Source organism: Rhodococcus sp. BP22 (assembly GCF_014281965.1).
Classification (GTDB): domain Bacteria; phylum Actinomycetota; class Actinomycetes; order Mycobacteriales; family Mycobacteriaceae; genus Rhodococcoides.
Map to the genome: position 1 here is coordinate 336,137 of NZ_JACFTB010000001.1, position 24,572 is coordinate 360,708.

21 protein-coding genes are annotated in these 24,572 nt (G+C 62.0%); 11 read left to right on the forward strand and 10 right to left on the reverse strand.

Features of this window, described 5'->3' with window-relative positions; all coding sequences use genetic code 11:
• Positions 1 to 40: 40 nt before the first annotated feature.
• Entirely contained in the window at positions 41 to 1,783 is a 1,743-nt protein-coding gene (locus tag H2510_RS01535) for a DEAD/DEAH box helicase (RefSeq protein ID WP_261392669.1), read from the reverse strand.
• 212 nt (positions 1,784 to 1,995) lie between these two features.
• Here H2510_RS01535 and H2510_RS01540 point away from each other — a divergent pair, with 212 nt between their 5' ends.
• A complete protein-coding gene (locus H2510_RS01540) occupies positions 1,996 to 3,201 on the forward strand; it encodes a YihY/virulence factor BrkB family protein (RefSeq protein ID WP_186626633.1) in 1,206 nt (401 codons plus the stop codon).
• Here H2510_RS01540 and H2510_RS01545 read toward each other — a convergent pair.
• Positions 3,174 to 3,410 carry a DUF3039 domain-containing protein gene (locus tag H2510_RS01545; protein ID WP_186626634.1) on the reverse strand — a complete coding sequence of 79 codons (237 nt, stop codon included), beginning with the start codon at positions 3,408 to 3,410 and terminating at the stop codon, positions 3,174 to 3,176. The genes H2510_RS01540 and H2510_RS01545 overlap by 28 nt on opposite strands.
• 83 nt (positions 3,411 to 3,493) lie before the next feature.
• Between H2510_RS01545 and H2510_RS01550 the strand changes: the two genes are divergently transcribed.
• The 3 genes from H2510_RS01550 to H2510_RS01560 all read left to right on the forward strand — a co-directional run bounded on the left by H2510_RS01550 (position 3,494) and on the right by H2510_RS01560 (position 6,524).
• Positions 3,494 to 3,862, forward strand: a complete 369-nt coding sequence (locus H2510_RS01550; RefSeq protein WP_084348726.1) for a DUF3099 domain-containing protein — start codon at positions 3,494 to 3,496, stop codon at positions 3,860 to 3,862.
• Between the two features lie 51 nt (positions 3,863 to 3,913).
• Positions 3,914 to 5,404: a class I SAM-dependent methyltransferase gene (locus tag H2510_RS01555; RefSeq protein ID WP_186626635.1), complete on the forward strand. Its 1,491-nt coding sequence runs from the start codon at positions 3,914 to 3,916 to the stop codon at positions 5,402 to 5,404.
• A gap of 148 nt (positions 5,405 to 5,552) precedes the next feature.
• Positions 5,553 to 6,524 carry a sigma-70 family RNA polymerase sigma factor gene (locus tag H2510_RS01560; protein ID WP_186626636.1) on the forward strand — a complete coding sequence of 324 codons (972 nt, stop codon included), beginning with the start codon at positions 5,553 to 5,555 and terminating at the stop codon, positions 6,522 to 6,524.
• Positions 6,525 to 6,714: 190 nt separating this feature from the next.
• Here the strand turns inward: H2510_RS01560 and H2510_RS01565 are convergent, their stop codons facing one another.
• Both H2510_RS01565 and H2510_RS20675 read right to left on the reverse strand, forming a co-directional pair.
• Positions 6,715 to 9,360 (reverse strand): GNAT family N-acetyltransferase, encoded by a 2,646-nt coding sequence (locus tag H2510_RS01565; RefSeq protein ID WP_315901227.1) that lies wholly within the window; start codon positions 9,358 to 9,360, stop codon positions 6,715 to 6,717.
• 43 nt (positions 9,361 to 9,403) lie between these two features.
• Entirely contained in the window at positions 9,404 to 10,693 is a 1,290-nt protein-coding gene (locus H2510_RS20675) for an acetoin utilization protein AcuC (RefSeq protein WP_186626638.1), read from the reverse strand.
• Between the two features lie 172 nt (positions 10,694 to 10,865).
• On the opposite strand from H2510_RS20675, the gene H2510_RS01575 reads away from it, so the two are divergent.
• Positions 10,866 to 11,552 carry a metal-dependent transcriptional regulator gene (locus tag H2510_RS01575; protein ID WP_186626639.1) on the forward strand — a complete coding sequence of 229 codons (687 nt, stop codon included), beginning with the start codon at positions 10,866 to 10,868 and terminating at the stop codon, positions 11,550 to 11,552.
• 68 nt (positions 11,553 to 11,620) lie between these two features.
• Complete coding sequence (gene galE / locus H2510_RS01580) at positions 11,621 to 12,616, forward strand: UDP-glucose 4-epimerase GalE (RefSeq protein ID WP_186626640.1); 996 nt, start codon at positions 11,621 to 11,623, stop codon at positions 12,614 to 12,616.
• On the opposite strand, the gene H2510_RS01585 is transcribed toward galE, so the two are convergent.
• The 4 genes from H2510_RS01585 to H2510_RS01600 all read right to left on the reverse strand — a co-directional run bounded on the left by H2510_RS01585 (position 12,600) and on the right by H2510_RS01600 (position 16,487).
• Positions 12,600 to 13,742, reverse strand: a complete 1,143-nt coding sequence (locus H2510_RS01585; RefSeq protein ID WP_186626641.1) for a DUF4192 domain-containing protein — start codon at positions 13,740 to 13,742, stop codon at positions 12,600 to 12,602. The two genes, galE and H2510_RS01585, sit on opposite strands and share 17 nt — an antisense overlap.
• Positions 13,743 to 13,880: 138 nt before the next feature.
• Positions 13,881 to 14,579, reverse strand: a complete 699-nt coding sequence (locus tag H2510_RS01590) for a sensor domain-containing protein (RefSeq protein WP_222438224.1) — start codon at positions 14,577 to 14,579, stop codon at positions 13,881 to 13,883.
• Between the two features lie 193 nt (positions 14,580 to 14,772).
• A complete protein-coding gene (locus tag H2510_RS01595; RefSeq protein WP_186626643.1) occupies positions 14,773 to 15,405 on the reverse strand; it encodes an MBL fold metallo-hydrolase in 633 nt (210 codons plus the stop codon).
• The gene (locus tag H2510_RS01600) at positions 15,402 to 16,487 is read right to left on the reverse strand and encodes an S-(hydroxymethyl)mycothiol dehydrogenase (protein ID WP_186626644.1); all 1,086 of its coding nucleotides are present in this window, start codon (positions 16,485 to 16,487) and stop codon (positions 15,402 to 15,404) included. The genes H2510_RS01595 and H2510_RS01600 overlap by 4 nt, the downstream gene beginning before the upstream one ends.
• A 237-nt stretch (positions 16,488 to 16,724) precedes the next feature.
• Between H2510_RS01600 and H2510_RS01605 the strand changes: the two genes are divergently transcribed.
• The 3 genes from H2510_RS01605 (at position 16,725) to H2510_RS01615 (ending at position 21,542) form a co-directional block, all read left to right on the forward strand.
• On the forward strand, positions 16,725 to 17,705 hold the full coding sequence (locus H2510_RS01605; RefSeq protein WP_186626645.1) for a proteasome assembly chaperone family protein: 981 nt from the start codon (positions 16,725 to 16,727) through the stop codon (positions 17,703 to 17,705).
• A gap of 230 nt (positions 17,706 to 17,935) precedes the next feature.
• Positions 17,936 to 18,973 carry an alpha/beta fold hydrolase gene (locus H2510_RS01610; protein WP_186626646.1) on the forward strand — a complete coding sequence of 346 codons (1,038 nt, stop codon included), beginning with the start codon at positions 17,936 to 17,938 and terminating at the stop codon, positions 18,971 to 18,973.
• 58 nt (positions 18,974 to 19,031) lie between these two features.
• Positions 19,032 to 21,542, forward strand: coding sequence for an RNA helicase (locus tag H2510_RS01615; RefSeq protein ID WP_186626647.1), 2,511 nt, complete (start codon positions 19,032 to 19,034; stop codon positions 21,540 to 21,542).
• Between the two features lie 32 nt (positions 21,543 to 21,574).
• Here the strand turns inward: H2510_RS01615 and H2510_RS01620 are convergent, their stop codons facing one another.
• Positions 21,575 to 22,495, reverse strand: coding sequence for a hydrogen peroxide-inducible genes activator (locus H2510_RS01620; RefSeq protein WP_186626648.1), 921 nt, complete (start codon positions 22,493 to 22,495; stop codon positions 21,575 to 21,577).
• Between the two features lie 201 nt (positions 22,496 to 22,696).
• Here H2510_RS01620 and H2510_RS01625 point away from each other — a divergent pair, with 201 nt between their 5' ends.
• Both H2510_RS01625 and H2510_RS01630 read left to right on the forward strand, forming a co-directional pair.
• On the forward strand, positions 22,697 to 23,284 hold the full coding sequence (locus H2510_RS01625) for a peroxiredoxin (RefSeq protein ID WP_186626649.1): 588 nt from the start codon (positions 22,697 to 22,699) through the stop codon (positions 23,282 to 23,284).
• 1 nt (position 23,285) lies between these two features.
• Entirely contained in the window at positions 23,286 to 23,825 is a 540-nt protein-coding gene (locus H2510_RS01630) for a carboxymuconolactone decarboxylase family protein (protein ID WP_186626650.1), read from the forward strand.
• Positions 23,826 to 23,888: 63 nt separating this feature from the next.
• Here the strand turns inward: H2510_RS01630 and H2510_RS01635 are convergent, their stop codons facing one another.
• On the reverse strand, positions 23,889 to 24,548 hold the full coding sequence (locus H2510_RS01635; RefSeq protein WP_186626651.1) for a hypothetical protein: 660 nt from the start codon (positions 24,546 to 24,548) through the stop codon (positions 23,889 to 23,891).
• Positions 24,549 to 24,572: the final 24 nt, after the last annotated feature.

The following is a 24,572-nucleotide window of genomic DNA, read 5'->3' on the forward strand; positions in this document are numbered from 1 at the left end:
CACCCGTTCCGCTCTGCTTCCGGGATCGAACGTGTCCGCCCTACATCTTCCGCAGTTGAACGATCCGCTCGCTCAGCTGATCTGCGGTGGCCATCGCAGTCGGTGGCCCGCCACAGATGCGCCGTAGGTCCCCGTGAATGATCCCGTGAGGCTTCCCGGTGCGATGGTGGTACACCGCAACCAAACTGTTGAGTTCACGACGAAGCCCGGCCAGCTGGCCGGCCGAGGACGCGCGTTCCGACACCGCTACCGGAGCGGGCACGGATAGCCCGGGCGCTGTCGGCTTGTCGATCTGTTCCTGCTGCCGTTGACGAAGCAGGTCGCGCATCTGCTTGGCATCCAACAGCCCGGGTAGGCCGAGGTAATCGGCTTCCTCGTCGCTTCCCGAGAACGTCGCAGTCCCGAAAGAGGATCCGTCGTAGATCACCTGATCGAGCTCCGCGTCTGCACCGAGCGAGGTGTACGCCTTCTCTTCCTCGCCTAGTTCGTCTTTCTGCTTGTTGGCATCGGCGAGCAACTCGTCGTCGAACCCGTCCTTTTCGCGGTGGGGCTTACCCAGTACGTGGTCGCGCTGCGCCTCGAGCTGACTCGCCAAGTCCAACAGGACCGGCACCGACGGCAGAAAAACGCTTGCGGTCTCCCCCTTGCGCCGTGATCGAACGAAACGACCGATGGCCTGAGCAAAATAGAGCGGCGTCGACGCGCTCGTCGCGTACACACCCACTGCCAATCGCGGAACGTCGACGCCCTCCGACACCATTCGGACCGCAACCATCCACTGTTGGGTGCTTTTCCCGAACTCGGCGATCCGCGCCGACGACGTCGGGTCGTCGGACAGAACGATCGACGGCGATTCCCCGGTGATCACCTCGAGCAGCTTGGCGTAGGCACGCGCAACGGTTTGGTCGGTCGCGATCACGAGTCCACCTGCGTCCGGCATGCCTCCGGCCCTCAGCTGCCCGAGTCTGGTGTGTGCGGCCAACAGCACAGCGGGCATCCAGTCGCCCTGCGGATCGAGAGCCGTCCGCCACGCCCGTGCGGTCTGCTCAGCACTCAGTGGCTCACCCAGACGTGCGGTGAACTCCTCCCCGGCGTTGTCTCGCCACCGCGCCTCACCCGAATACGCGAGGAACACAACCGGCCGTACGACACCGTCGGCCAAAGCCTCCGAATAGCCGTACGAGTGGTCGGCGCGTGAACGCATCAACCCCTCGTCGTCCGGTTCGTAATTGATGAACGGAATCGGGCTGTCGTCGCTGCGGAAAGGTGTACCGGTCAACGCCAGTCTGCGCGTTGCGTCACCGAAGGCCTCGCGGATGCCCTCGCCCCAACTCTTGGCGTCACCACCGTGATGGATCTCGTCGAGGATGACGAGCGTGCGTCGAGCCTCGGTACGCACCCGATGGCGGAACGGGTGTGAAGCGATCTGGGCATACGTGACGACCACGCCGTGGTAATCACTCGAGGTCTGACCGGTCGAGTTGGAAAAGCGAGAGTCGAGCGCAATTCCCACGCGAGCAGCGGATTCCGCCCACTGGTGCTTCAAGTGTTCGGTCGGGGCGACGACAGTGATCTGATCAACGGTTCGGTGCGCCAACAACTCCGATGCGACGCGCAAGGCGAAGGTGGTCTTACCTGCTCCCGGCGTCGCGACTGCGAGAAAGTCCTTGGGTGAGGCCACCAGATATCGGGTCAGGGCGCGCCTCTGCCATGCGCGCAGCGGCGCGCCACCTGCCGAACTTTCGGTGGGTGCTCTTTGGTCTGTTGATTCGGCTTCGGTCATGTCAGCGCTCACTGGCCCGCCGGTTCCTGGCATTCGATCGAATTCCTCGCGCTCTCGGTTGCCCTGCAGTTCCCGCCGTGGAGCCTATCGCTCCGCACCGACCGATCTCGCATCGGAAGGAGCACCCGAGGGGCTCGATCGTTCGACTACTCCAGCGACACGACGGGTGTAAACGGGCACTCCGAGCCTCGTTCAGGAATGCTGGAGGGATCATGAGTGATTCTGCAGGCGAAACACCACCGAGCGGGCAGTTGTCCAGGAGACGGCCGCTTCGATCCATTTGGGTTGTGACGCTTCGCACACTGACCAAGTCCTGGGACGACTCGATCTTCAGCAAAGCTGCGACTGCGGCGTTCTGGCAGACGCTCTCGCTCCCACCGTTGTTGCTCGGAGTACTCGGCAGTCTCGGGTTCGTCGCCGGCTGGTTCGGTCCCAACACCATCGACATCATCGAGTCGAAGATCATCACGTTCAGCCGCACGGTGTTCAGCGACAGCGTCGTCGACGGCATCATCACCCCGACAGTGCAGGACATACTCCAGCAAGGACGAGGCGAGGTCGTGTCCGCCGGTTTCGTCTTGTCGCTGTGGGCGGGATCGTCGGCGATCTCCACGTTCGTCGATTCGATAGTCGAAGCGCACGGCCAGCAGGATGCACGTCACCCGATTTGGCAGCGAGTGTTCGCCCTGCTGCTCTACATGGCGTTTCTGATCGCAGCAGTGTTCGTCCTACCGCTGGTTGCGCTGGGCCCTACGTACGTGAAGCAGATCCTCCCGGGTTCATGGTTCGAAATCGGTACCGAACTGATCGACTTCTTCTACTACCCCGCCGTCGGACTGCTTCTCATCGCCGGATTGACCACGCTCTACAAGGTTGCGCTGCATACGTCTCTGCCGTGGCACCGACTGTTGGGGGGAGCATTGCTCGCAGGCGTGTTCTTCATGATCGCCAGCGCGGTGCTTCGCCGTTATCTGACCTGGATCACCGGAACCGGGTACACCTACGGCGCGCTCGCGACCCCCATCGCGTTTCTGTTGTTCACTTTCTTCCTGGGGTTCGCAGTCGTTCTCGGTGCAGAGTTCAACGCGACCATCCAGGAGTTCTTCCCCGCGCGGGCGACCAGGATCGATCAGATGAAGGGATGGCTCGCCGCGCAGGCAGATTCCGAGGAGTCGGGGCCGGTGACAGCGGTCGCATGGAGGTTGGCCACAGGCCCCATCCGGGTCGGACAGGACCGGGGCCGATCGAACAGGTTCAAGGAAGCATCGGGGAGTTCACCCTCCCCCGACACCTCGACGGAACCCGACGGCCCACCTCAGCCGGGCCCAACCCCAGGCCCAACCCCGAAGGTGCCGCCCTCCGGCGATCAACTGCCGAATCCGGGCGGCGGTCAGTCGCCCTTCTTCAATCCCTCGTAGATCTTTTTGCAGTCGGGGCACACCGGAGAGCCCGGCTTCGCCGATTTGGTCACCGGAAAAACTTCACCGCACAGCGCGACGACGTGTGTGCCCATCACTGCGCTTTCGGTGATCTTGTTCTTCTTCACGTAATGAAAGAATTTCGGTCGGTCGTCTTCCGTGGTTTCGTCCGGCGCGATCTCGGGGCGGTCTTTCGTCTGAGTGCTCATGATTCGATTATTCCGCATCCGTCGTTATGAGACGAACGACGCCGACAAGTGCATTCCGGGTGAGGTAGTGCCACAGTGGAGGGATGACGAGAACCCAGGGGTTTTCCGGCTCGGCCGAGAGTGGATCGGCCCGTAACCCCACATTGATCACCGAGGCGCAGCAGTCGGTCGAAGATCAGCACAAAGCTCGAGTGCGGAAATACATGTTCATCATGTCTTTCCGTATCCCCGCACTGGTTCTCGCCGCCGTGTCGTACAGCATGTGGGCCAATCCGTGGATAGCGATGGCGATCGTCGGGGTCTCCATCCCTCTCCCCTGGATTGCGGTACTCATCGCCAACGATCGTCCGCCGCGGACCAAGAACGAAGTGAGCCGCTACGACGGCCGACACGTCGAGTCGACACAGATCGAGGCACGCTCCCATCGCGTCATCGACGCAAGCGAAGACTGACAGGCACGCCGGGTAGACACGGCGGCGCTCGCTGCCTGAAAGACTGTGTCGGTGACTGCGACGCTACTTTCTGCATGCCCATCTCTCCGACAAGCGTTCGAAACGAGTTCCTACAACGCCGACAGTCTTCTCGAAGCACTCGGAGATGACGCCCACGCCGCCCTGATGCGTAGCGAACCTGTTCCGGTGCGGCGCGAGAGCCAAGATCGTGGGCGCCTGGGTGTTCTGATTCGACTGTTCCTCCTCGTCGACGACATCGAAGAGATCGAAGCTGCCGAAGCACTGTCCCCGCTCTCGATCGACGACGCTGTCGCAGCCGAAATCGTCGAGCGGGTCGAGCCTGACCGTGTGCGTGCCTTGCTCGACATTCGACCACTCGACGCCGGATACGGCACCCGCTGGATCATCTCCGATCTCGACGGCAGCATGCGTCCACTACCGACCGCCACCGATCACGTACTGGGTGTAGGTCAGGCATCGCTCTCGCTACTTCGCGGAACTCCGACCACCCAGGTAGGAGATGTCCTCGACGTCGGTACCGGGTGTGGGGTGCAGGCGATCCACGCGGCCGAGTACGCCGACACCGTGACCGGTACCGATATCAGTGAGCGCTCGATGCTTCTGGCCGAGGCAACGTGTGCTCTCAACGGTATCGACATCGAGCTGCTGCGCGGATCCTGGTTCGAGCCCGTCGCGGGTAGGACCTTCGATCGGATCGTTGCCAACCCGCCGTTCGTCGTCGGGCGCGGAACTATCGAACACAGCTACCGCGACTCGGGGATCGATCTCGACGGGGCGAGCAGGCTGATGATCGAACAGGCCCCGAACCACTTGAAGCCCGGTGGTACTGCCGTCGTTCTGGCGTCCTGGATCCACGTCAGCGGCGAGAATTGGCGCGCGCGTGTTGCATCCTGGATTCCCGATCACGGCGTGGATGCGTGGATCGTGCAGCGCGACGTTGCCGACCCAGCGCTGTATGTGGGTACGTGGTTGCGAGACGGTGGTGTCGATCAACGGGACGTCGGAGGAGGGGTCTTGGCAGAGTCCTGGCTGGCGCACTTCGCCGAGGCCGAGGTCGAAGGCATCGGGTTCGGATTCGTCTATCTCCGTAAGACCGACCTGCCGAGCGATGTTCTGGCCGAGGACCTTCACCATGCATTCGAAGATCCGCTCGGCAACGAAGCGATCGCCTATTTCGACAGGGTTGCCTGGCTTCGTGAAAACGATCCCGCTGACGCCGTGTTCCGGCTCGATCCCGCGACTGCCCTCGAACGTGTCTATCTGCCGGGCGAAGATGGGTGGAGCGAGGAGGTCGTCCGTGTGTACCGGGGAAACGGCCCGAACTGGCAGCACGAGATCGACGAGTTGGGTGCACGCTTGCTCGCAGGAATGCGACCGAACGGTCTGTCGCTACGCGAACTGGTCGCGCTGTTGGCCTCGGCGAACGATCTCGACGAGACGGACCTACTCGAGGGTGCCGTCGAGCTGATCACCGGCCTGTTCCGTCACGGACTCCTCGCCCCGGAGGGTGCAGGGGACTGAGTTCCAAGCCTGAACCTTCTCAGCAACTTCTCAGGACGGGCACGGGATAGACGCTGGTCAAGCGGGTATCAGAGGGTGGAGCGTGGGAACTTTTCGGGGACACCCGGACGTTGATCCCTATGAGACACCACCGATCAGGAGGCAAGTCATGACCAGCCCCAGCACTACGACCCGCCCACGTCCGACCGACGCCGATCTCGACGCACAGAGCCCGGCTGCGGATCTCGTCCGCGTCTATCTCAACGGCATAGGTCGCACCGCGCTGTTGACTGCGGAAGAGGAAGTGGATCTCGCCAAGCGCATCGAAGCTGGCTTGTATGCGAAGAATGTGCTGGAGAACACCAAGCGCTTGACGGCGGTCAAAAAGCGCAAGCTGGCGATCATCGTCCGCGACGGGAGTGCTGCTCGGAGCCATCTTCTCGAGGCCAACCTACGCCTCGTGGTGTCTCTTGCGAAGCGATACACCGGACGTGGAATGCCGCTCCTCGATCTGATTCAAGAGGGGAACCTCGGTCTGATCCGCGCTATGGAGAAGTTCGACTACGCAAAGGGCTTCAAGTTCTCCACCTACGCAACCTGGTGGATCCGGCAGGCCATCACTCGCGGAATGGCAGATCAGAGCCGAACCATTCGGCTACCGGTTCATCTGGTCGAGCAGGTGAACAAGCTGGCCAGGATCAAGCGAGAACTTCATCAGCAACTCGGTCGCGAGGCCACCGACGAAGAACTGTCCAGCGAATCGGGAATTCCGGCCGCGAAGATTGCCGACCTACTCGATCACAGTCGCGACCCGGTCAGCCTCGATATGCCGGTCGGAAGCGATGAGGAAGCCCCACTCGGCGACTTCATCGAGGACTCCGAAGCTACTTCCGCCGAGAACGCAGTGATCGCCGGACTTCTTCACAGCGACGTCCGTACGGTGCTCTCCACACTGGACGAGCGCGAGCAGCAGGTCATCCGTCTGCGGTACGGCTTGGATGACGGGCAGCCCCGGACGCTCGATCAGATCGGCAAACTGTTCGGTCTCTCGCGCGAGCGCGTTCGTCAGATCGAGCGCGAGGTCATGGTCAAGCTTCGGCAGGGCGACCGAGCGGAGAAGCTACGGTCCTACGCAAGCTGAAGACTGTACGACAGCGCCCTCTAGTATTACTGCAACTCTGTGCGACCGTACTGGCGAGTGGCGCAGCGGTGAGGATTCCCGCGGCCACACCCTCAGATGTGGGTGGCCGAGTCGACTTCCTTCCCCCCTCTAGGAATGCCGACTCGGCCCCCGCTTTCAAAGAACGAGAAACCACTCCCGCCCGTGACGCTCAGCGCAAGCGTCGCGGGCCGAGGTCATTCTTGCTCGGCTCAGGTCCGAGACGTACGCGTGCATCGGTGATCTGTGCGCCATGCGCAGACGCCAGAACCGGTTCGCACGCCAGTTCTCTTATCTCAGGGATATCGTCGGCCATCGCCGACACTCGTTGAACAATATCCACGAGCGCGCTCTTGTCGACCGGGACTGCATTGCGGTACCCGGACAGCAGTGGAGCAGCCTTCGGTGCGTCGATCAATTGCACCGCTTCGTCCTCCGTCAACGGCAGCACGCGATACGCCCTGTCTCCCAGAAGATCCGAGATCACGCCAGCCAGTCCGAACGAGATCAGCGAACCGAACGACGGATCGTCCTGAACCCGCACCACACAACCGATACCTTTTGCTGCCATCTTCTGGACGTGGAGCAGAGGCTCACCAGAATCGGACGCGAGCGCGCGATAGGCCAGACGTGTGGCCTCTGGGCCGGTGAGATCCAGTCGAACCCCACCGAGATCCGGTCGGTGTCTCCACTGCGCTCCTGTCGCTTTGACCGCGACGGGATAGCCCAATTCCTCACCGGCAGCGACGGCTTCGTCCTCATCGATCACTGAACGAAACTCGGTTATCTCTATCCCGTAGCACCCGAGAAGCTCGGCGGTCTCGAAATCCGAAAGCCATCGAGTATGTTCCTGAGCCGACCAGTCACGAACCAATGACTGTGCACGTTCGGAGTCGATACCGCTGGGCCGCAGAGGTGTCGACACAGGCCTGCTCCGCCAAGCCGCGTAACGCCAGGCCTTCGCTAGTGCCGTCACCGCACGCTCCGGGCTCGAATACGAAGGCACCGATCCGCGGATCGGCTGTCCGAATTCGCCGCGCACGGCCAATACGTCTGGAATCCCCTCTGTCGCGAGGAATGTCGTCAGGACGGGTTTGTCGGCACCGAGAACTGCATCGCCGAGAGCTTTGGCGAACGGCTCGACCGTGACCGCAACCGGTGGCACGAAGACGACGATGACCGAATCGACGTCGCCGGCGGCGAGGGCACCCGCCACCGCGGCCGCGAATTCTTCCGGGCCTGCCTGTGGACCTACGTCGATCGGCACTCCCGCGTGCAATCCATCGGCACGCGCAGCGTCCACGGCGAGAACTCCGAGGGCCGTCGAGTTGCCGACGACGGCGACGCGTGGCCCGGAAGGCAATGGTTGGTAGCCGAACAGAATTGCGCAATCGAACAACTGCGCAATGGTGTCGACTTGGATCACACCTGCCTGCTCGAACAACGCCTTGACGATGGAATCATCGATAGCAGGTCCCGTTGCCAGTGCCGGCGGCACCGCACCTCGGCCACTCTTGACCGCGATGATGGGCTTGGTACGCGCTACGCGACGCGCGATCCGGGTGAACTTGCGTGGGTTACCGAAACTTTCGAGGTACAGCAGAACGACCTCTGTTTCGGGGTCGGAATCCCAGTACTGCAGAAGGTCGTTGCCCGACACGTCCGCGCGGTTGCCCGCCGAGACGAAGGTCGACAAACCCAGTCTGCGTTTTGCTGCTTGGTCGAGAATTGCGATGCCGAGGGCCCCGGATTGGCAGAAGAAGCCGACGCGTCCAGGCATCGGAAGTCGTGGAGCGAGGGTTGCGTTGAGGGCGAAGGCCGGGTCGGTGTTGGCGACGCCCAACGCATTGGGTCCGACGAGCCTCATACCGTGCGCCCGCGCCGCGTGTACCAACCGGCGCTCGCTCTCCTGACCCGCTTCACCGGTCTCACCGAACCCACCTGACACGACGACGAGTGCTTTGACACCTTTGTCGAGACAGTCGTCGAGGACGTCGTCGATGGCATCGGCAGGAACGGCTGCGATGGCCAGATCCACCGAATCCGGAATATCGTGCACCGACGGGTAGGCCCGAACGCCACGCACTGACTTGTGATCGGCATTGACCGGGTACACCGGTCCGGTGAAGCCGCCGGCGAGGAGGTTGGCCAACACCGCGTTTCCCACCTTGGAACTGTCCGTCGACGCACCGATCACTGCGACGGAGGTCGGACTCAACACGTTTCGGACACTGCGCGCCTCGGCCGCTCGCTCGCGCGAATTGCGCACCGACAGAAGAGCTTCACTCGGGTCGATGGCGAATTCCAGACGCAGCACGCCCCCTTCGTAGCTTCGGCTGACCTGATACCCGGCTTCGCGGAAGACACTGACCATATTTCGGTTCTCGGCGAGCACCTCGGCGACGAACATCCGGACGCCGTTCTCCGCTGCAGCTCCGGCGAGATGTTCGAGCAGGATAGGCCCGAGCCCGCGGCCTTGATGCGAGTCGGCGACGACGAATGCGACCTCCGCAGAGTTACCATCGCCCTCCGGCAGACGTTCGTAGCGACCGACCGCGATGATGTCGTCGCCGAGTATTGCCACGAATGCGACCCTCGAATGATGGTCGACAGTCGTGAAGTTGAGGACGTCACGCTGCGGCATGGTCGGGTACGGACCGAAATACCGCAGATATCGAGTGCGCTCGGACAGTCCGCTGTGGAACTCGATCAACGCCTTTCCATCGGACGGCACGATCGGGCGCAGATGCACCACTCCCCCGTCCGAGGCGAGTACGTCGACGACCCAGTGCTTGGGAAATGTCGTTTCCGAGCGCACACGATCGCGCTCTTTCGCCGTGTCGGCGTCTTGGGTGGTCGGCTCAGTCACGAGGATCCTCCGGGTCGAGTCCGAGAAGCGGGAAGCTCGCTCTGCGAGTGGCGATGATCGCCGAATCCACCCTTTCGAGTGCACGATCGGCTGCTTCGATCGATCCCTGGACAGCACCCCCTGGGCCGTCCCACGCGGGATAGTCCACATCGCCACCGTCACCCATCGCCTGTGGCAGGTCGACGCTGGGCGCCAAGTGCCGAACCCGATCACGCCAAAGATCGGGCAGAGGCATCGCAGGGTCTATCGGGCGGCCGAGGGCTGCGGCGATCAGATGGGTCCACGCTCTGGGCACCACGCGAACCAGTCCGTAACCACCTCCGCCGACTGCCAGCCATCGCCCCTCCGAATGCTCGTCCGCGAGGTCACGCATCGCGAGAAACGCAGCGTTCTGGCCGTCGACGGTGAGGGCGAGGTCCGCGAGCGGATCCTCTCGGTGACTGTCGACTCCACATTGGCTCACGATGATCTGAGGGCGGAACGCCGAAATGGCTCCAGGCACGATCGCATGGAAAGCGCGTAACCACAGTCGGTCACCGGTGCCAGGCAGGAGTGGAACGTTGATTGCGGTGCCCTCCGCAGCGCCGGAACCGACTTCGCTCGACCACCCGGTGTTGGGCCACAACGTCGCCGGATGTTGGTGCAAAGACACGGTCAGCACCCTCGGATCATCGATGAAGGCATGCTGCACCCCGTCACCGTGGTGAGCATCGACATCGATGTACGCAATTCGATCGAACCCATTGTCCAACAACCATGAAATTGCGATTGCAGCATCGTTGTACACGCAGAAACCAGACGCCCAGTCCGCCATCGCGTGGTGCATTCCACCGCCGATGCTGACAGCTCGTCGAGCCCGTCCGGACGCAATCTCCCGGGCCGCTGCCAGAGAACCGCCGGTCAGCATCGCGCTCGCTTCGTGCATGCGTTGGAAAATCGGATTGTCGTCCCCGCCAAGCCCGTGTTCCGGCTCCTCCGAATGGCCCGCCGATGCCAGTTTCTCCGAAGCGGCAAGTTTCTCAGGGGCACGCTTGACCGCTTCGATGTAGGCCGGAGTGTGAATCCTCAGCAGCTCCGAATCCGGTGCGGCGATCGGCTCCACGAGTTCGATGCCGTCGAGCACACCGATCTGCCGCGCCAACGACATGGTCAGATCCAGTCTGGTCGGGTTCATGGGGTGGTCATCGCTCCACCGATACGAGAGGTACTCCGCGCTCCACACGACGATATCTTCGGCGACTGCCGGATTCTGGAACGGTGATCGAGCCACCTGGTCTGCCATGACGGACACGCTACGTGCCGCAAGGGCACTGGGCGAGCAACGGCACTGTGCAAGCAGCGCCGAACGTTGCTCCGTTACGTGTCTCGGTATCGTCCGGCTCGCCAGCGGGACGGCCTGGAACACCTATACGCGCCGATCAACGGTAGAATCGGCCAGAACGAAGGGGTTGAGTGTGAAGGATCTGGTCGACACCACGGAGATGTACCTCCGCACGATCTACGATTTGGAGGAAGAGGGTGTGGTGCCTTTGCGGGCACGTATCGCCGAACGCCTCGAACAAAGTGGTCCTACCGTCAGCCAGACTGTGGCCAGGATGGAACGTGACGGGCTCCTTTCCGTTGCGGGCGACCGCCACCTGGAGCTGACCGAGAAGGGACGCGGACTCGCCGTGTCGGTGATGCGCAAGCATCGACTCGCCGAGCGACTGCTGGTCGACATCATCGGTCTTCGCTGGGAAGACGTGCACGCCGAGGCATGCCGGTGGGAACACGTGATGAGCGAAGAGGTGGAACGTCGTCTCGTCGCCGTACTGAACAATCCGACGACCTCGCCCTACGGCAACCCGATTCCAGGTTTGGATGAGCTGGGTCTCGGCCAGCCGGCGGCGGTCCACGAAGACTTGATTCGCCTGACGGACGTCTCCCACGGCCAACCGACGGCGGTGGTCGTGCGTCGACTCGCAGAGCACGTCCAATCCGATCCTGAGGTCATCGCACAGTTGCGTGACGCGGGTGTCGTCCCAGATGCCCGGGTTACAGTCGAGGCCAAGCCCGGCACGGTCACCATTACCGTTCCAGGTCATGAGGGAATCGATATTTCGGAAGAAATGGCTCACGCCGTTCAGGTGAAGTTGGTCTAGTTCATCGCGTCGAGGCGCGGAGGTCGGCATACATCGAGCGGCCTCCGGCCCTACGAGGAGATGAAGTAGTGAGACTTTTGGTGACCGGCGGTGCCGGCTACGTGGGCAGTGTCTGCGCGGCGGTACTTGTCGATCGAGGACATGACGTCGTCGTCGTCGACAATTTGTCCACCGGAAACAGCGAGGCCGTCCCGGCGAACGCGACGTTCGTCGAAGCCGACATCAAGGATGTCGCGGCCTCGCTGTTGTCCGAAACGAAATTCGATGGGGTATTGCATTTCGCCGCCCAGTCGCTTGTCGGCGAATCAGTTGTCGCGCCGGCAAAGTACTGGTCCGGCAACGTGGTGACCACGCTCGCGTTGCTCGATGCGATTCGTGAGTCGAACACCCCTCGGCTGGTGTTCTCTTCGACTGCCGCCACGTACGGTGAGCCGCAGAAGACACCGATCACCGAGGATGCACCGACAGCGCCGACCAATCCTTACGGTGCAACCAAATTGGCGATCGATCACGCGATCACGTCGTATTCAGCAGCATATGGATTGGCTGCCACCAGCCTGCGGTATTTCAACGTCGCTGGTGCTTACAAGGAGTTCGGCGAGAATCGGGTTGTCGAGACGCACCTGATTCCGCTCGTGCTGCAAACTGCTCTGGGCCAACGCGAGAAGATTTCGGTCTTTGGTTCCGACTATCCGACACCGGACGGAACTGCGGTACGCGACTACATTCATGTCGCGGATCTGGCCGAGGCTCATATCCTTGCGCTGGAGGAATCGACACCGAGCAGTCATCGTATTTACAACCTCGGCAGCGGGACCGGATTCTCCGTCCGTGAGGTCATCGACGCGTGCACACGTGTGACAGGCCTCCCCATCACCGTCGAGGATGCACCCCGTCGCGCGGGTGACCCTGCTGTCCTGATCGCTTCGAGCGATCGTGCCATCTCGGAGTTGGGGTGGACTCCGCGTTTCACCGATCTCGACGTCATCGTCGCGGACGCATGGACGTTCCTGCAGAATCTCGGAGACCGATCCCACGCGGTACGAGTCACCGCGCACTCGTAGGTGGCGACAAACGGACGCCACACAATTCGGCGACTGCGTAGCCACTGAGGGCAACTTCTCTGATCATCTCCGGACGAGCGCCGGCGTTCAAGGCAGAGTCGAGAAGGCGTGCGAGTGAATAGTCGGGGTCGGCGGCCAACGCTAGTTCGATCGCAACCCCTGCCATTACTCCGTCACCGCGCGAGTAGGCGCTGAACCCGAGCAACGTTGCCGGACAGGCCCGCTCGGGTGCCGGCAATGTACGCGACAAATGCGACCACAGTTGCTCGGCAGTGGCAGCACAGTCGTGGAGGACCAGCGCGAGCATGCTGTCGCGAACCATCAAGCGCGTCAAGGAAACTCCGAACTCGGCGATCTGTACCGCCGAGAGTTCGAGCGATCTCGGCTGATCGAGTGGCGATTGTGCCCACCGACCGATCTCTTGGAGGATTCGTTCGATGGAGGTTCGTTCCGAGGGCATGTCCGCATCCCTTGCCGCGCCTATACACGCGCGCACCTGCCTGCTCACCTCGGTGTCCAAGGGCTGCAACAGATCTTCGAGCGCTTCTCTGGAGTCCAGCATGGCCCTCCCCCCGAGCACGTACGCGAGCGTCACGGCCGAAGACCGCGGATCCGATACGGTCCCCCTCTCTCGCGGCTCGGTCAGCGAGATCCATGCACACCCATGCGCGATGTTCGCGGTCAGGAACGTATCGAGCAAGTGGGTGCCCCGCGCCTGGAGTCGGTCCTCGAGTCGACTCCCGAGAGCCTGGTAACGGGCATCACTGCGGCCGGCTGCCACAGAGGTCTTCGTTCCGTCATCGGTCCTCGTTCCGTCATCGACGATGACAGCGATGGCCTTGCGAACCTCGTCCCGCAAGCAGAGTGCCGCGAAGCGGTCGATCACATCGGCCATCTCGGTGCTTACCGAGCGCTGTGTCAGGTCGGGGTCCGGAAAGCTCAGATCGTGACGCATCACTGTGCCGATAGTGAGGCTTTCGCCGATCCGGCCGTCCAGGCAGATGAGCAGCAGAGATCGCGAAGGGGCGAAGCCGAGCATTGCCGGGATGGCAGCGATCAGGTCACCGGTGGCCGACACCGTGGCCAGCATCGGTGGAGTGGGTCGATTGTCAGGGAACGTCGTCATGGCGAGAACAATGACTTGTCGGTATTGGATCGACAGATCTGCGACCTGGGCCGGAATATGGCTGTGGACAGCACAACATCCTGTGGAAGAACACGGCCCACACGTTCGAGATCCGACGCTTCCCGTCGGACGGTTGTGCTATCCGGCGTTGACCTTCTGGACCGCAGCGGTGAACAACTCGTCCAACACGGCAGCATCCGGCGCGGAGTTGTCGAACGACATGAACGTTGCTGCTATTCGAACGTCGCCGACCTGAGCCATCAACGTGAGCATCGACTGCGTCACCGAGTCCGCGCCGGTACCAGAATTCACGGTCTGCTTCACCGCAAGGGTCTCGTCGGCATTGATCGGAGGCGCCGGGGAAATAGTCGACCGAATGACGGAGGTGGCACCGGATTTGGTGGCCTCGACCTCACCGCACTGCTGAAGTTGCTCCTCGCGTACCGACAGAGGCTCGTCGACCACGGTCAGTTCGATCGAAATCGTCGACCGGTTGGCGTTATCGGTTCCGACGATCAACGCAGCACTACCCGGCGCCGAACTTGGTTCCGTGGGCTTGCAGCCCGCTGGTGATACCTCGGCGCCAGCAGGAATTCCGGTGAGATCCGGGGACGCCTGCGCAATCGCTTGAGGAGGGAGCACTATGGCCTCGTACGGGGCTGGGAACTGGGACGGATCGATCAGAAGCGCGCCGAGGTCCTGCCCGTCTTCAGGTGTGTTCGACCCGTCTCGAGAGGTAATCGACGTCGACCCCTGGCCGCCGGCCTCGGCGGTGCCGGTCACAGCGGACCCACATCCGGCGAGCGATAGGAAAGCTGTCGCCCCGAGCGCGATCAGAAGCGGGCGAGATCTCGATACGGAACGGCACTGCACGGAAGGTCCTCCAGTATTCGCAGACGAATCTGTCTTGGGCATCGCGTCGGCGCCTGCGGATAACCGGCTCCCGCCCGGTTCAACCCTCTCATTCGAGTGGTGAACAAGGCGGGAGACAGGCCGAGCCTCTACCGTGATTGCCGGTGATCCAGGCGACTCACGACCCGCGCTTGATCCATTCCTCCAGATGCGGAGACTCGTCGCCGATGCTGGTGCCGTCACCATGACCGGTCTTGACGCGCGTCTCGGCTGGAAGGGCGAACAGCTTGTCCCGGATGGAACCGATGATCGTCGGGAAGTCCGAATACGAACGCCCTGTCGCTCCGGGTCCGCCGGAGAACAAGGTGTCTCCGCTGAACAACTCTCCAGCTTCGGGTACGTACAGGCAGGTGGAGCCTGGTGAATGACCGGGCGTGTGGATAGCGACGATGTCGGTTCCTGCTATCGAGATCCGGTCACCGTCCTCGACGGTCCGATGCGTAACACCCGGATGAGTCTGCTCCCACAGCATGTCGTCCGCTGGGTGAAGCAGTACCGGGGCATCGAGCGCCTGCGAGAGCTGCGGGGCGACCGTCACGTGGTCGTTGTGGCCGTGCGTGCAGATGATGGCCTTGACGGTTCGGTTATCGACCGCGTCCAGGATCGGTTGCTGCTGGTGCGCTGCATCGATGATCACCACCTCGGTGTCGTCACCGATCAACCAGATGTTGTTCTCGACGTCCCAGGTACCCCCGTCGAGACTGAACGTCCCAGACGTCACCACCCTCTGTATGCGCAATTTTCCGCTCATAGGATGACCACCGAACGCAGCACCTTGCCGTCGTGCATCGCAGTGAACGCCGCTTCCACGTCGTCGATTCCGATTCGTTCGGTAACGAACTTCTCCAGTGGCAATCGACCCTGCTCGTAGAGATCGACGAGCATCGGGAAGTCCCTTTCCGGGAGGCAATCGCCGTACCAAGAAGACTTGAGCGAGCCACCACGGGAAAAGAAATCGACCAAAGGCATCTCGAGTGTCATCTCCGGCGTCGGCACACCTACCAGAACAACTGTGCCGGCCAGATCGCGAGCGTAGAACGCCTGCTTCCACGTCTCCGGTCGACCGACAGCATCGATCACGACGTCGGCGCCGAACCCACCGGTCAATTCCTGGATGGCTTCGACCGGGTCGACCGCGGACGCGTCCACTGTGTGGGTAGCGCCCAAGTCCTTCGCCCACTCGAGCTTTCCCTGGTCTCGATCGACAGCGATGATCTTCGTCGCGCCTGCCAGTTTTGCTCCGGCGATGGCCGCGTCGCCGACGCCACCGCAGCCGATGACTGCGACCGAGTCACCGCGCGAGACGTTGCCGGTGTTCATCGCGGCGCCGATACCTGCCATGACGCCGCAGCCGATCAGCCCGACGACCGCCGGGTCCGAACCCGGCGCAACCTTGGTGCACTGCCGCTCGTGGACGAGAGTCTTGTCTGCGAACGCACCGATACCGAGCGCAGGCGTGAGTTCGGTGCCATCTGCGAGCGTCATCTTTTGCGAGGCATTGTGCGTATCGAAGCAGTACCAGGGTGTGCCCTTCTTGCATGCCCGACACTCGCCACATACTGCGCGCCAGTTCAGCACGACGAAGTCGCCGACCTCGACGTGCGTCACCGCGTCACCGACAGTTTCTACAGTTCCTGCTGCCTCGTGCCCGAGCATGAAGGGGTACTCGTCATTGATTCCGCCGTCGCGGTAAGCCAGATCCGTGTGGCAGACGCCGCACGCGTCGATCTTCACGACGACGTCGTTGGGGCCCGGATCCGGAATCGTAACCGTCTCGATCGACACCGCTTCGCCCTTGGCCTTGGCGACGACGGCACGCACCTGCTGCGGCATAAGCACTCCTTAGACGTTCAACTTGTGGTCCCTGTAGACCAGACTCCCACAACGTGTGCACGGCCAGCGACGCCTGCGGGAATGAACTCGGTGTTTCTCGGCGTTCTCCCTAGGTAGTAGCCGTACTCACGGCAGCGCGATCGCCATGCCGAACCGACGGGTATTCTCCACGCGAGGTCGGTTACGGCCGTGGTGCTGGCCCCGAGCGGGCACGAAGAAACGGAAAGGGGTTCGGCCATGGACGAACAATCGAATATGTACGAGCTGGAATTTCCGGCGCCGCAAACGATGTCCGGTGACGGTGTCGGTCCGGTGTTGGTACATGGACTCGAAGGCTTCTCCGATGCTGGTCACGCAGTAAAGCTCGCCACCAAGCACCTTCGTGACACGCTCGAGACGGAACTGGTCGCTTCGTTCGATGTCGACGAGCTGATCGACTACCGCTCACGTCGGCCGACGATGACGTTCAAAACCGATCACTTCTCGGATTACGAGGCGCCGGAGCTCAATCTGTATGCCGTCAAGGACAACGCCGGCACGCCGTTCCTGCTTCTTGCCGGAATGGAACCGGACCTTCGGTGGGAGAAGTTTTCCACTGCAGTTCGTCTGCTGGCCGAGCAACTGGGAGTGCGTCGGACCATCGGTCTCGGGTCGATCCCGATGGCGATCCCTCACACTCGTCCATTGGGCGTCACCGCGCATTCCTCGGACAAGTCGTTGATCTCCGAGGAGCACAGCTGGTCGGGTGACATCCAGGTCCCCGGTAGTGCGTCCTCCCTTCTCGAACTACGGATGGCCCAGCACGGCCACGTGTCCATGGGATTCTCGGTCCACGTTCCGCACTACCTGGCTCAAACGGACTATCCGAGTGCCGCGCAGACCTTGCTCGAACACGTCGGTGAGGCGGGAGGTCTGGAGTTGTCGTTGGTCGCGCTGGGCACTGCCGCAGCTCGAGTGCAAGAGCAGGTCGACGAGCACATCACCGGAAACGAGGAAGTGCAGTCGGTCGTACACGCCCTCGAACGCCAGTACGACACCTACGTCGCAGCACAGGAACAGCAGTCGACGCTTCTCGCCAGCGACGAGAGCCTTCCGAGCGGTGATGAGCTGGGTGCGGAGTTCGAGAAGTTCCTCGCCGAGCAGGGCGGGTTCGAGGCCGAGCCGGAAGATCTGGATACGACAGGTACCGACACGGACGGCACCGATACCGGGCACTGACCGGTACATAGTTCCACCATTGGATGGGTGATTGTGTGAACGTTCACACGATCACCCATTCTGATTTTGTCCAGATTCCGTACCTGTGGAATAACGAAACATACATGTAACCAGAAGTCCTCTCGATGCCGTGTCGAGCGTCTTTACTCGTGCGAGAGTCTTCGAGGAGAGCTGTCGAGAAAGCACAGCAGTGTCAAGGAAGTACAAAGTGAGGAATCAGGAGGCGCGCCATGAGCAGTCCTCGCACGCGCAAGCTCCGCCCGGTTCCCGATGCCGAGCCGAAATTGATCTTCCGCACCATTCATGGCTATCGGCGAGCGTTCCGGATGGCGGGCGAAGGCCCAGCTCTGTTGTTGATTCACGGAATCGGTGACAACTCCGAAACGTGGAACGCAATAATTCCGCATCTTGCGCAGAACCACACTGTTATTGCACCCGACCTCTTGGGCCACGGGCAATCCGACAAACCCCGCGCCGACTACTCGGTGGCGGCGTACGCCAACGGCATGCGCGACCTGTTGTCCGTCCTTGGAGTCGACCATGTGACGGTTATCGGCCACTCGCTCGGCGGCGGTGTCGCGATGCAGTTCTCCTACCAATTTCCGCACATGGTGGACCGACTCGTTCTCGTGTCCTCCGGTGGAGTCACCAAAGATGTCCATCCACTTCTTCGATTGGCTTCGGTGCCGTTGGCAAGCGAAGCGGTCAAGCTTTTGCGCCTCCCCGGAGCCATGTCGGTCGTCAGGTTGGCCGGCAACCTCATCGGAAAGCTGAATACGACGCGGCTGCGGCCGGGAGCCTTGCTCCACGACACGCCTGATCTCGTGCGAGTCCTGGCGGGCCTGCCGGATCCCACTGCGCACGAGGCATACCTCCGCACCCTGCGCGCTGTCGTCGATTGGCGTGGCCAGGTTGTGACGATGCTCGATCGGTGTTATCTCACCGAGAATCTCCCGGTGTTGCTCGTATGGGGAGATCGGGACGTGGTGATACCGGTCAGTCATGCGCACCTCGCACATTCCGCGATGCCCGGATCCCGACTCTCGGTCTTTCGCGGCGCCGGCCACTTCCCGTTTCGCGACGATCCGATGCATTTCCTGCACGTGCTCGAGGAGTTCTTGGCCTCGACGCCGTGCCTGGAATTCGACGAGACTCGATGGCGGAACTTCCTCATCGCCGGAGTCGGTGAAGACATGATCACCGGGAACGCCAGCACCAGGCGCGCGGTACTGGGTGCCATGGGAGCGGACGAGCGCAGCGCGACCTGACACGCCCTGCGCACGGGCCGCTGATGGCGACGCGGCCAGCGCACCATAGCCTGTTACGGTGCTGCTCTCCGAACTCGTACCTGCCCCCACAACCAGCGAGGCGCAGGATCCGGACACGTTGTTCGACATTTTCACCACGTGGACCAGCGATCGAGGGCTGAATCTGTACCCGGCCCAGGAAGACGCCTTGATCGAGCTGGTGTCGGGGTCCAACGTCATCCTCGCGACGCCGACCGGCTCGGGAAAGTCGATGGTGGCTGTCGGTGCGCACTTCGCGGCGATGGCGGCCGGCAAGCGGACCTTCTACACCGCACCCATCAAAGCTCTGGTCAGCGAGAAGTTCTTCGCACTGTGTGAAATCTTCGGCGCAAAAAATGTCGGCATGATGACGGGCGACGCTGCGGTCAATGCGGGCGCCCCGATCATCTGCGCGACCGCGGAAATCGTAGCGAATCTGGCTCTCCGCGAGGGAGCGAATTCCGATATCGGACAGGTGGTGATGGACGAGTTCCATTACTACTCCGAACCCGACCGAGGATGGGCCTGGCAGGTTCCCATCATCGAGTTGCCGAACGCTCAATTTTTGCTGATGTCGGCGACTCTGGGCGACGTGTCTTTCTTTCGAGACGATCTCACCCGCCGCACCGGACGACCCACCACCGTGGTTTCGGGCTCCGAACGACCTGTGCCCTTGATGTTCTCCTACGTGAGCACACCGATCGGCGAAACCATCGAGGAGTTGGTCTCGACGCATCTTGCGCCCGTGTATGTCGTGCACTTCACCCAGGCGTCCGCCCTCGAACGAGCGCAGGCGCTGACGAGCGTGAACGTGGCATCCAAGTCCGAGAAGCAGCAGATCGCCGATGCGATCGGCCAATTCCGCTTCACGACGGGTTTCGGCAAGACACTCTCACGACTGGTGCGGCACGGAATCGGCGTACACCATGCGGGCATGCTCCCGAAATATCGGCGCCTCGTGGAGAAACTTGCTCAGGACGGTCTGCTCAAGGTTATCTGCGGCACCGACACCCTCGGTGTGGGCATCAATGTTCCGATCCGAACTGTGTTGTTCACCGGACTGACCAAATACGACGGCATTCGCACTCGCAAGCTACGCGCCCGAGAGTTTCACCAGATCGCCGGACGCGCCGGACGCGCCGGATACGACACGCTCGGAACCGTCGTCGTCGAGGCACCGGAACACGACATCGAGAATGCACGACTCGTCGCCAAGGCGGGTGACGATCCGAAAAAGCTCAAGAGGGTCCAACGCAAGAAGGCGCCCGATGGCTTCGTCTCGTGGGGTGAGCCGACGTTCGACCGGATCATCACAGCGAGTCCCGAGGCGCTGGTGTCGCGGTTCTCGGTCAGCAATGCGATGTTGCTCAATGTCATTGCTCGACCGGGCAATTGCTTCACTGCCATGCGCCATCTGCTCGAGGACAATCACGAGACTCGACCTGCCCAGCGCAAGCATATTCTCCGAGCACTCTCGCTCTATCGTGGTCTCGTCTCGGCGGGCATCGTCGAACAGCTCGCGGAGCCGGATGCCGAAGGACGCCACGCGCGGCTCACGGTCGACCTGCAGCCCAACTTCGCACTGAACCAACCACTGTCACCGTTCGCACTCGCCTCGTTCGATCTGCTCGATATCGAATCCGATACGCATGCACTCGATGTGGTGTCGATCATCGAGTCGACACTCGACGATCCCCGCCAGATCCTGATGGCCCAGCAGCACGCGGCTCGCGGAGAAGCAGTCGCGCAGATGAAGTCGGACGGTATCGAGTACGAGGAGCGGATGGAGCTGCTCGAGGAGGTGACGTGGCCGAAGCCCCTCGCAGAGCTTCTCGTGCCGGCCTTCGAGATCTATCGCGGTGGTCATCCGTGGCTGACGGAAGTCGCGCTCTCCCCCAAGTCGGTCGTCCGCGACATGATCGAGCGGTCGATGACCTTCACGGAGCTGATCAGTCACTACGGCTTGAGCCGTTCGGAAGGACTCGTTCTTCGGTACCTCGCCGACGCGTATCGCGCCCTACGCCAGACGGTGCCGCCCGAAGCCCGGACCGAGGAAGTGCAGGACATCACCGAGTGGCTAGGGGAACTCGTTCGGCAGGTCGACTCGAGTCTGCTGGACGAGTGGGAGAACCTCACCGACCCGGGTGAGGATGCCGAGACCAAGCCCGAAGCCTATGGCGGTGACACGCCGAAGCCGATTTCCGCGAATGCACGCGCGTTCCGCGTGTTGGTCCGCAACGCCATCTTCAAACGAGTGGACTTCGCGGCGGCGGGTTGGTGGAACGCGCTCGACGCGTTGGACGACGGCCCTGACTGGGAAGCAGAACTCGAGCCCTACTTCGAGGAGTACGGCGAGATCGGTACCGGCCCGTCCGCGCGTGGTCCGGCACTGTTCGAACTCACGGTTGGCAGCGACCGGACGACGGTCAGGCAAGTGTTGGAAGATCCCGACGGCGATCATGGATGGTCGTTCGACGCGGTCGTCGACGTCGAGGAGTCCGATGCTCTCGGTGAGATCGTGTTCGACGAGATCACTATCACCGCCGGCTGAGTTCGCTACCTCCACGGTCGGCTACCGGGCAACTACTGAGCGACGGCCGATCCGATCCGTGAGACCAGTGCACTCAGTTCCCGATACTCTTCGGCGCGCCCGCTCGACGCGCGGTGCACCAGGCCCATGCGCCGACCGGGCTTCGGGTCCGCGAACTCTGCCCGACCCAGCGCGCCCTTTCCCATCTCCACGGCAACAGCCGATCTCGGGACGAGTGTGACGCCGAGACCGCCCGCGACACATTGAACTACCGTCGCGAGCGAGGTTGCTCTCGTGTCCCCGGCCGCAGGGACCGCGTCGACCGACCGGCAGAGGTCCAGTGTCTGATCTCGCAGACAATGACCGTCGTCCAGCAATAGAATCGGCAGGTCGACGAGTACGGACAGAGTCAGATCACGGCGTCCGTCGAGTTCGTGACCGACGGGGACGACGAGCACGAAATCTTCTGCGTACAGCGGTATTTCGACAATGCCGGACTCTTCGGTGGGCAGCGCGACTACTGCTGCGTCGATCGTTCCCGACCGTAACGAGGCCAGCAGTCGGTCCGTCTGATCCTCGACGATGTGGGCGTTCACGTCCGGGAACTCGGTCCGCATCGCGGGGAGCAAGGCGGGTAACACGTACGGCGCAACGGTGGGTATGAGTCCGAGACGAAGTGGGCCCGACAGCCGACCTCCCATACCGGATGCTTCGGATACGAATCCGTCGGCTGCATCGAGGGTTGCCCGTGCATGCTCGAGCAAATGTGTACCGGCAGTGGTCATCAGAACTCGCCTTGTACTTCGCTCGACAAGCTGAACGCCCAGGCCCTGTTCCAGCGAGGCGAGAGCCTGCGAAAGCGTCGGCTGACTGATATGCAGTCGCGCCGCGGCACTTCCGAAATGCCGTTGCTCGGCAACGGCAACGAAAGCACGCAGCTGTGAGAGCGTCGGTTGATAACTTCTATCAGTCATGCCTATCAGTCTAGTGCTAATCATCACCTTTACCTTTCGGGCTTTTTTTGGCACACTCGTACATGTCGGAGATCGACCGTAGGTAGCACCGACAACACGCGGTGCTCCACACACGACTCCACCTATTCGCGACACCGCGCATGTACGAATCCGACGCGCACCACGAGCGCGCGCATGCGCACCACTACAGAGGAGGACCATATGGCCCTGTTGACAATTGGCGATCAGTTCCCCGCATACAACCTCACCGGCGTCATCGGCGGAGACCTGTCGAAGGTGAACGCCCAGCAGCCTGACGACTATTTCACCACCGTGACCAGCGATGACTACGCAGGCAAGTGGCGCATCGTCTTCTTCTGGCCGAAAGACTTCACCTTCGTGTGCCCGACCGAGATCGCCGCGTTCGGCAAGCTGAACGAAGAGTTCGCCGACCGCGACGCCCAGGTACTCGGAGCGTCCGTCGACAACGAGTTCGTGCACTTCCAGTGGCGCGCACAGCACGAGGACCTGAAGACTCTTCCATTCCCGATCCTCTCCGACCTCAAGCGTGAGCTCGCAACCGCTACAGGTGTTCTCAACTCCGATGGCGTCGCAGACCGCGCGACATTCATCGTCGATCCGAACAACGAGATTCAGTTCGTCTCTGTCACCGCAGGTTCCGTCGGCCGTAACGTCGACGAGGTTCTGCGTGTTCTCGACGCACTGCAGTCCGACGAACTGTGCGCATGCAACTGGAAGAAGGGCGACCCCACCATCGACGCAGGCGAACTGCTGACGGCGAGCGTCTGACATGAGCGTAGAGAATCTGAAGAATGCTCTTCCGGAGTACGCCAAGGATCTCAAGCTCAACCTGAGTTCCATTGCCCGATCGACGGTTCTGAACGAGCAGCAGCTTTGGGGCACACTTCTCGCCACCGCCGCGGCAACCAAGTCCGCGACGACGCTGAAGGAGATCGCCGAGGAGGCTGCGGACACGTTGACCGCCGATGCCTACAACGCGGCCCTGGGTGCAGCGTCGATCATGGGAATGAACAACGTTTTCTACCGCACCAAGGGCTACCTCGACGGCAAGTACGACGACCTTCGCGCAGGTCTGCGGATGAATATCATCGGCAATCCCGGCGTCGACAAGGCCGATTTCGAACTGTTCTCGCTGGCAGTCTCAGCCGTCAACGGGTGCAACCACTGCGTCGAGGCACACGAGAAGACCCTTCGCGACGAAGGCGTCGACCGTGAGGTCATCTTCGAGTCTATCCGCGCAGCTTCGATCGTCGCAGGCGTCGGCCAGGCCATCGAGGCCAGCCGCACGCTCGACGGAGCAACCGTCTGATAGACGAAGTACACAGCGAAAGAGGCCCGCACACTCGTGTGCGGGCCTCTTTTTTCCTTCAGTTCACTCGGTGATGGCCGGCCGGACCTCGGGTACATCGACGGCGATCTCGTCGCCGAGGTGGACGCCTTCAGCGAGGGGTAACCGGTCACCGCTCCAGAATTTTCCGGGATCGAACCAATTCGCCTTCTTGTTGCCGTTCAGCAGACCCATCGACTCGTACGTCATGGCGACTACTTCTGCGCAGTACGCTGTTTCCAGAGCGGCGGCATGGTGCTCACTCTTACGGAAACTCGGCACGCGCCCCTTGAACCATCGCCCCGCAAGTTTCGCAGTAGTCGGGAACGCCGTTCCGTCCATTCGAGCTATGGTGCGCAGCAATGCATCTTCCTGCTCTCGAGTGACTGCATTGTCGAGTTGTCTGAGCCAGCAACGCTGCCCGTACTTGTTCGACCACTGCATCACTGCCGCGTGGAGATCATGCAGCTGCACGCCGCGCTGAAAGTTCCCGGTCCACATGTCCTGCAGCGATTTACCCAACTCGGCGTGCCACATGAGCGGCGGAAGGTCGTCGACCACGACTGCCATGCCGACGTGGTTGACCGGACTGTTGGTCAACGTCTGTATCGCACGATCAGTGGCAGAATGACCGCGGAAGATCCAGATGTCTCCGGTACGAGTCGCTTCAACCGCTGTGTTCAAATCGATCCGCGACGCAGTCATGTCGCTCAGCCTAGATCGTCCCGA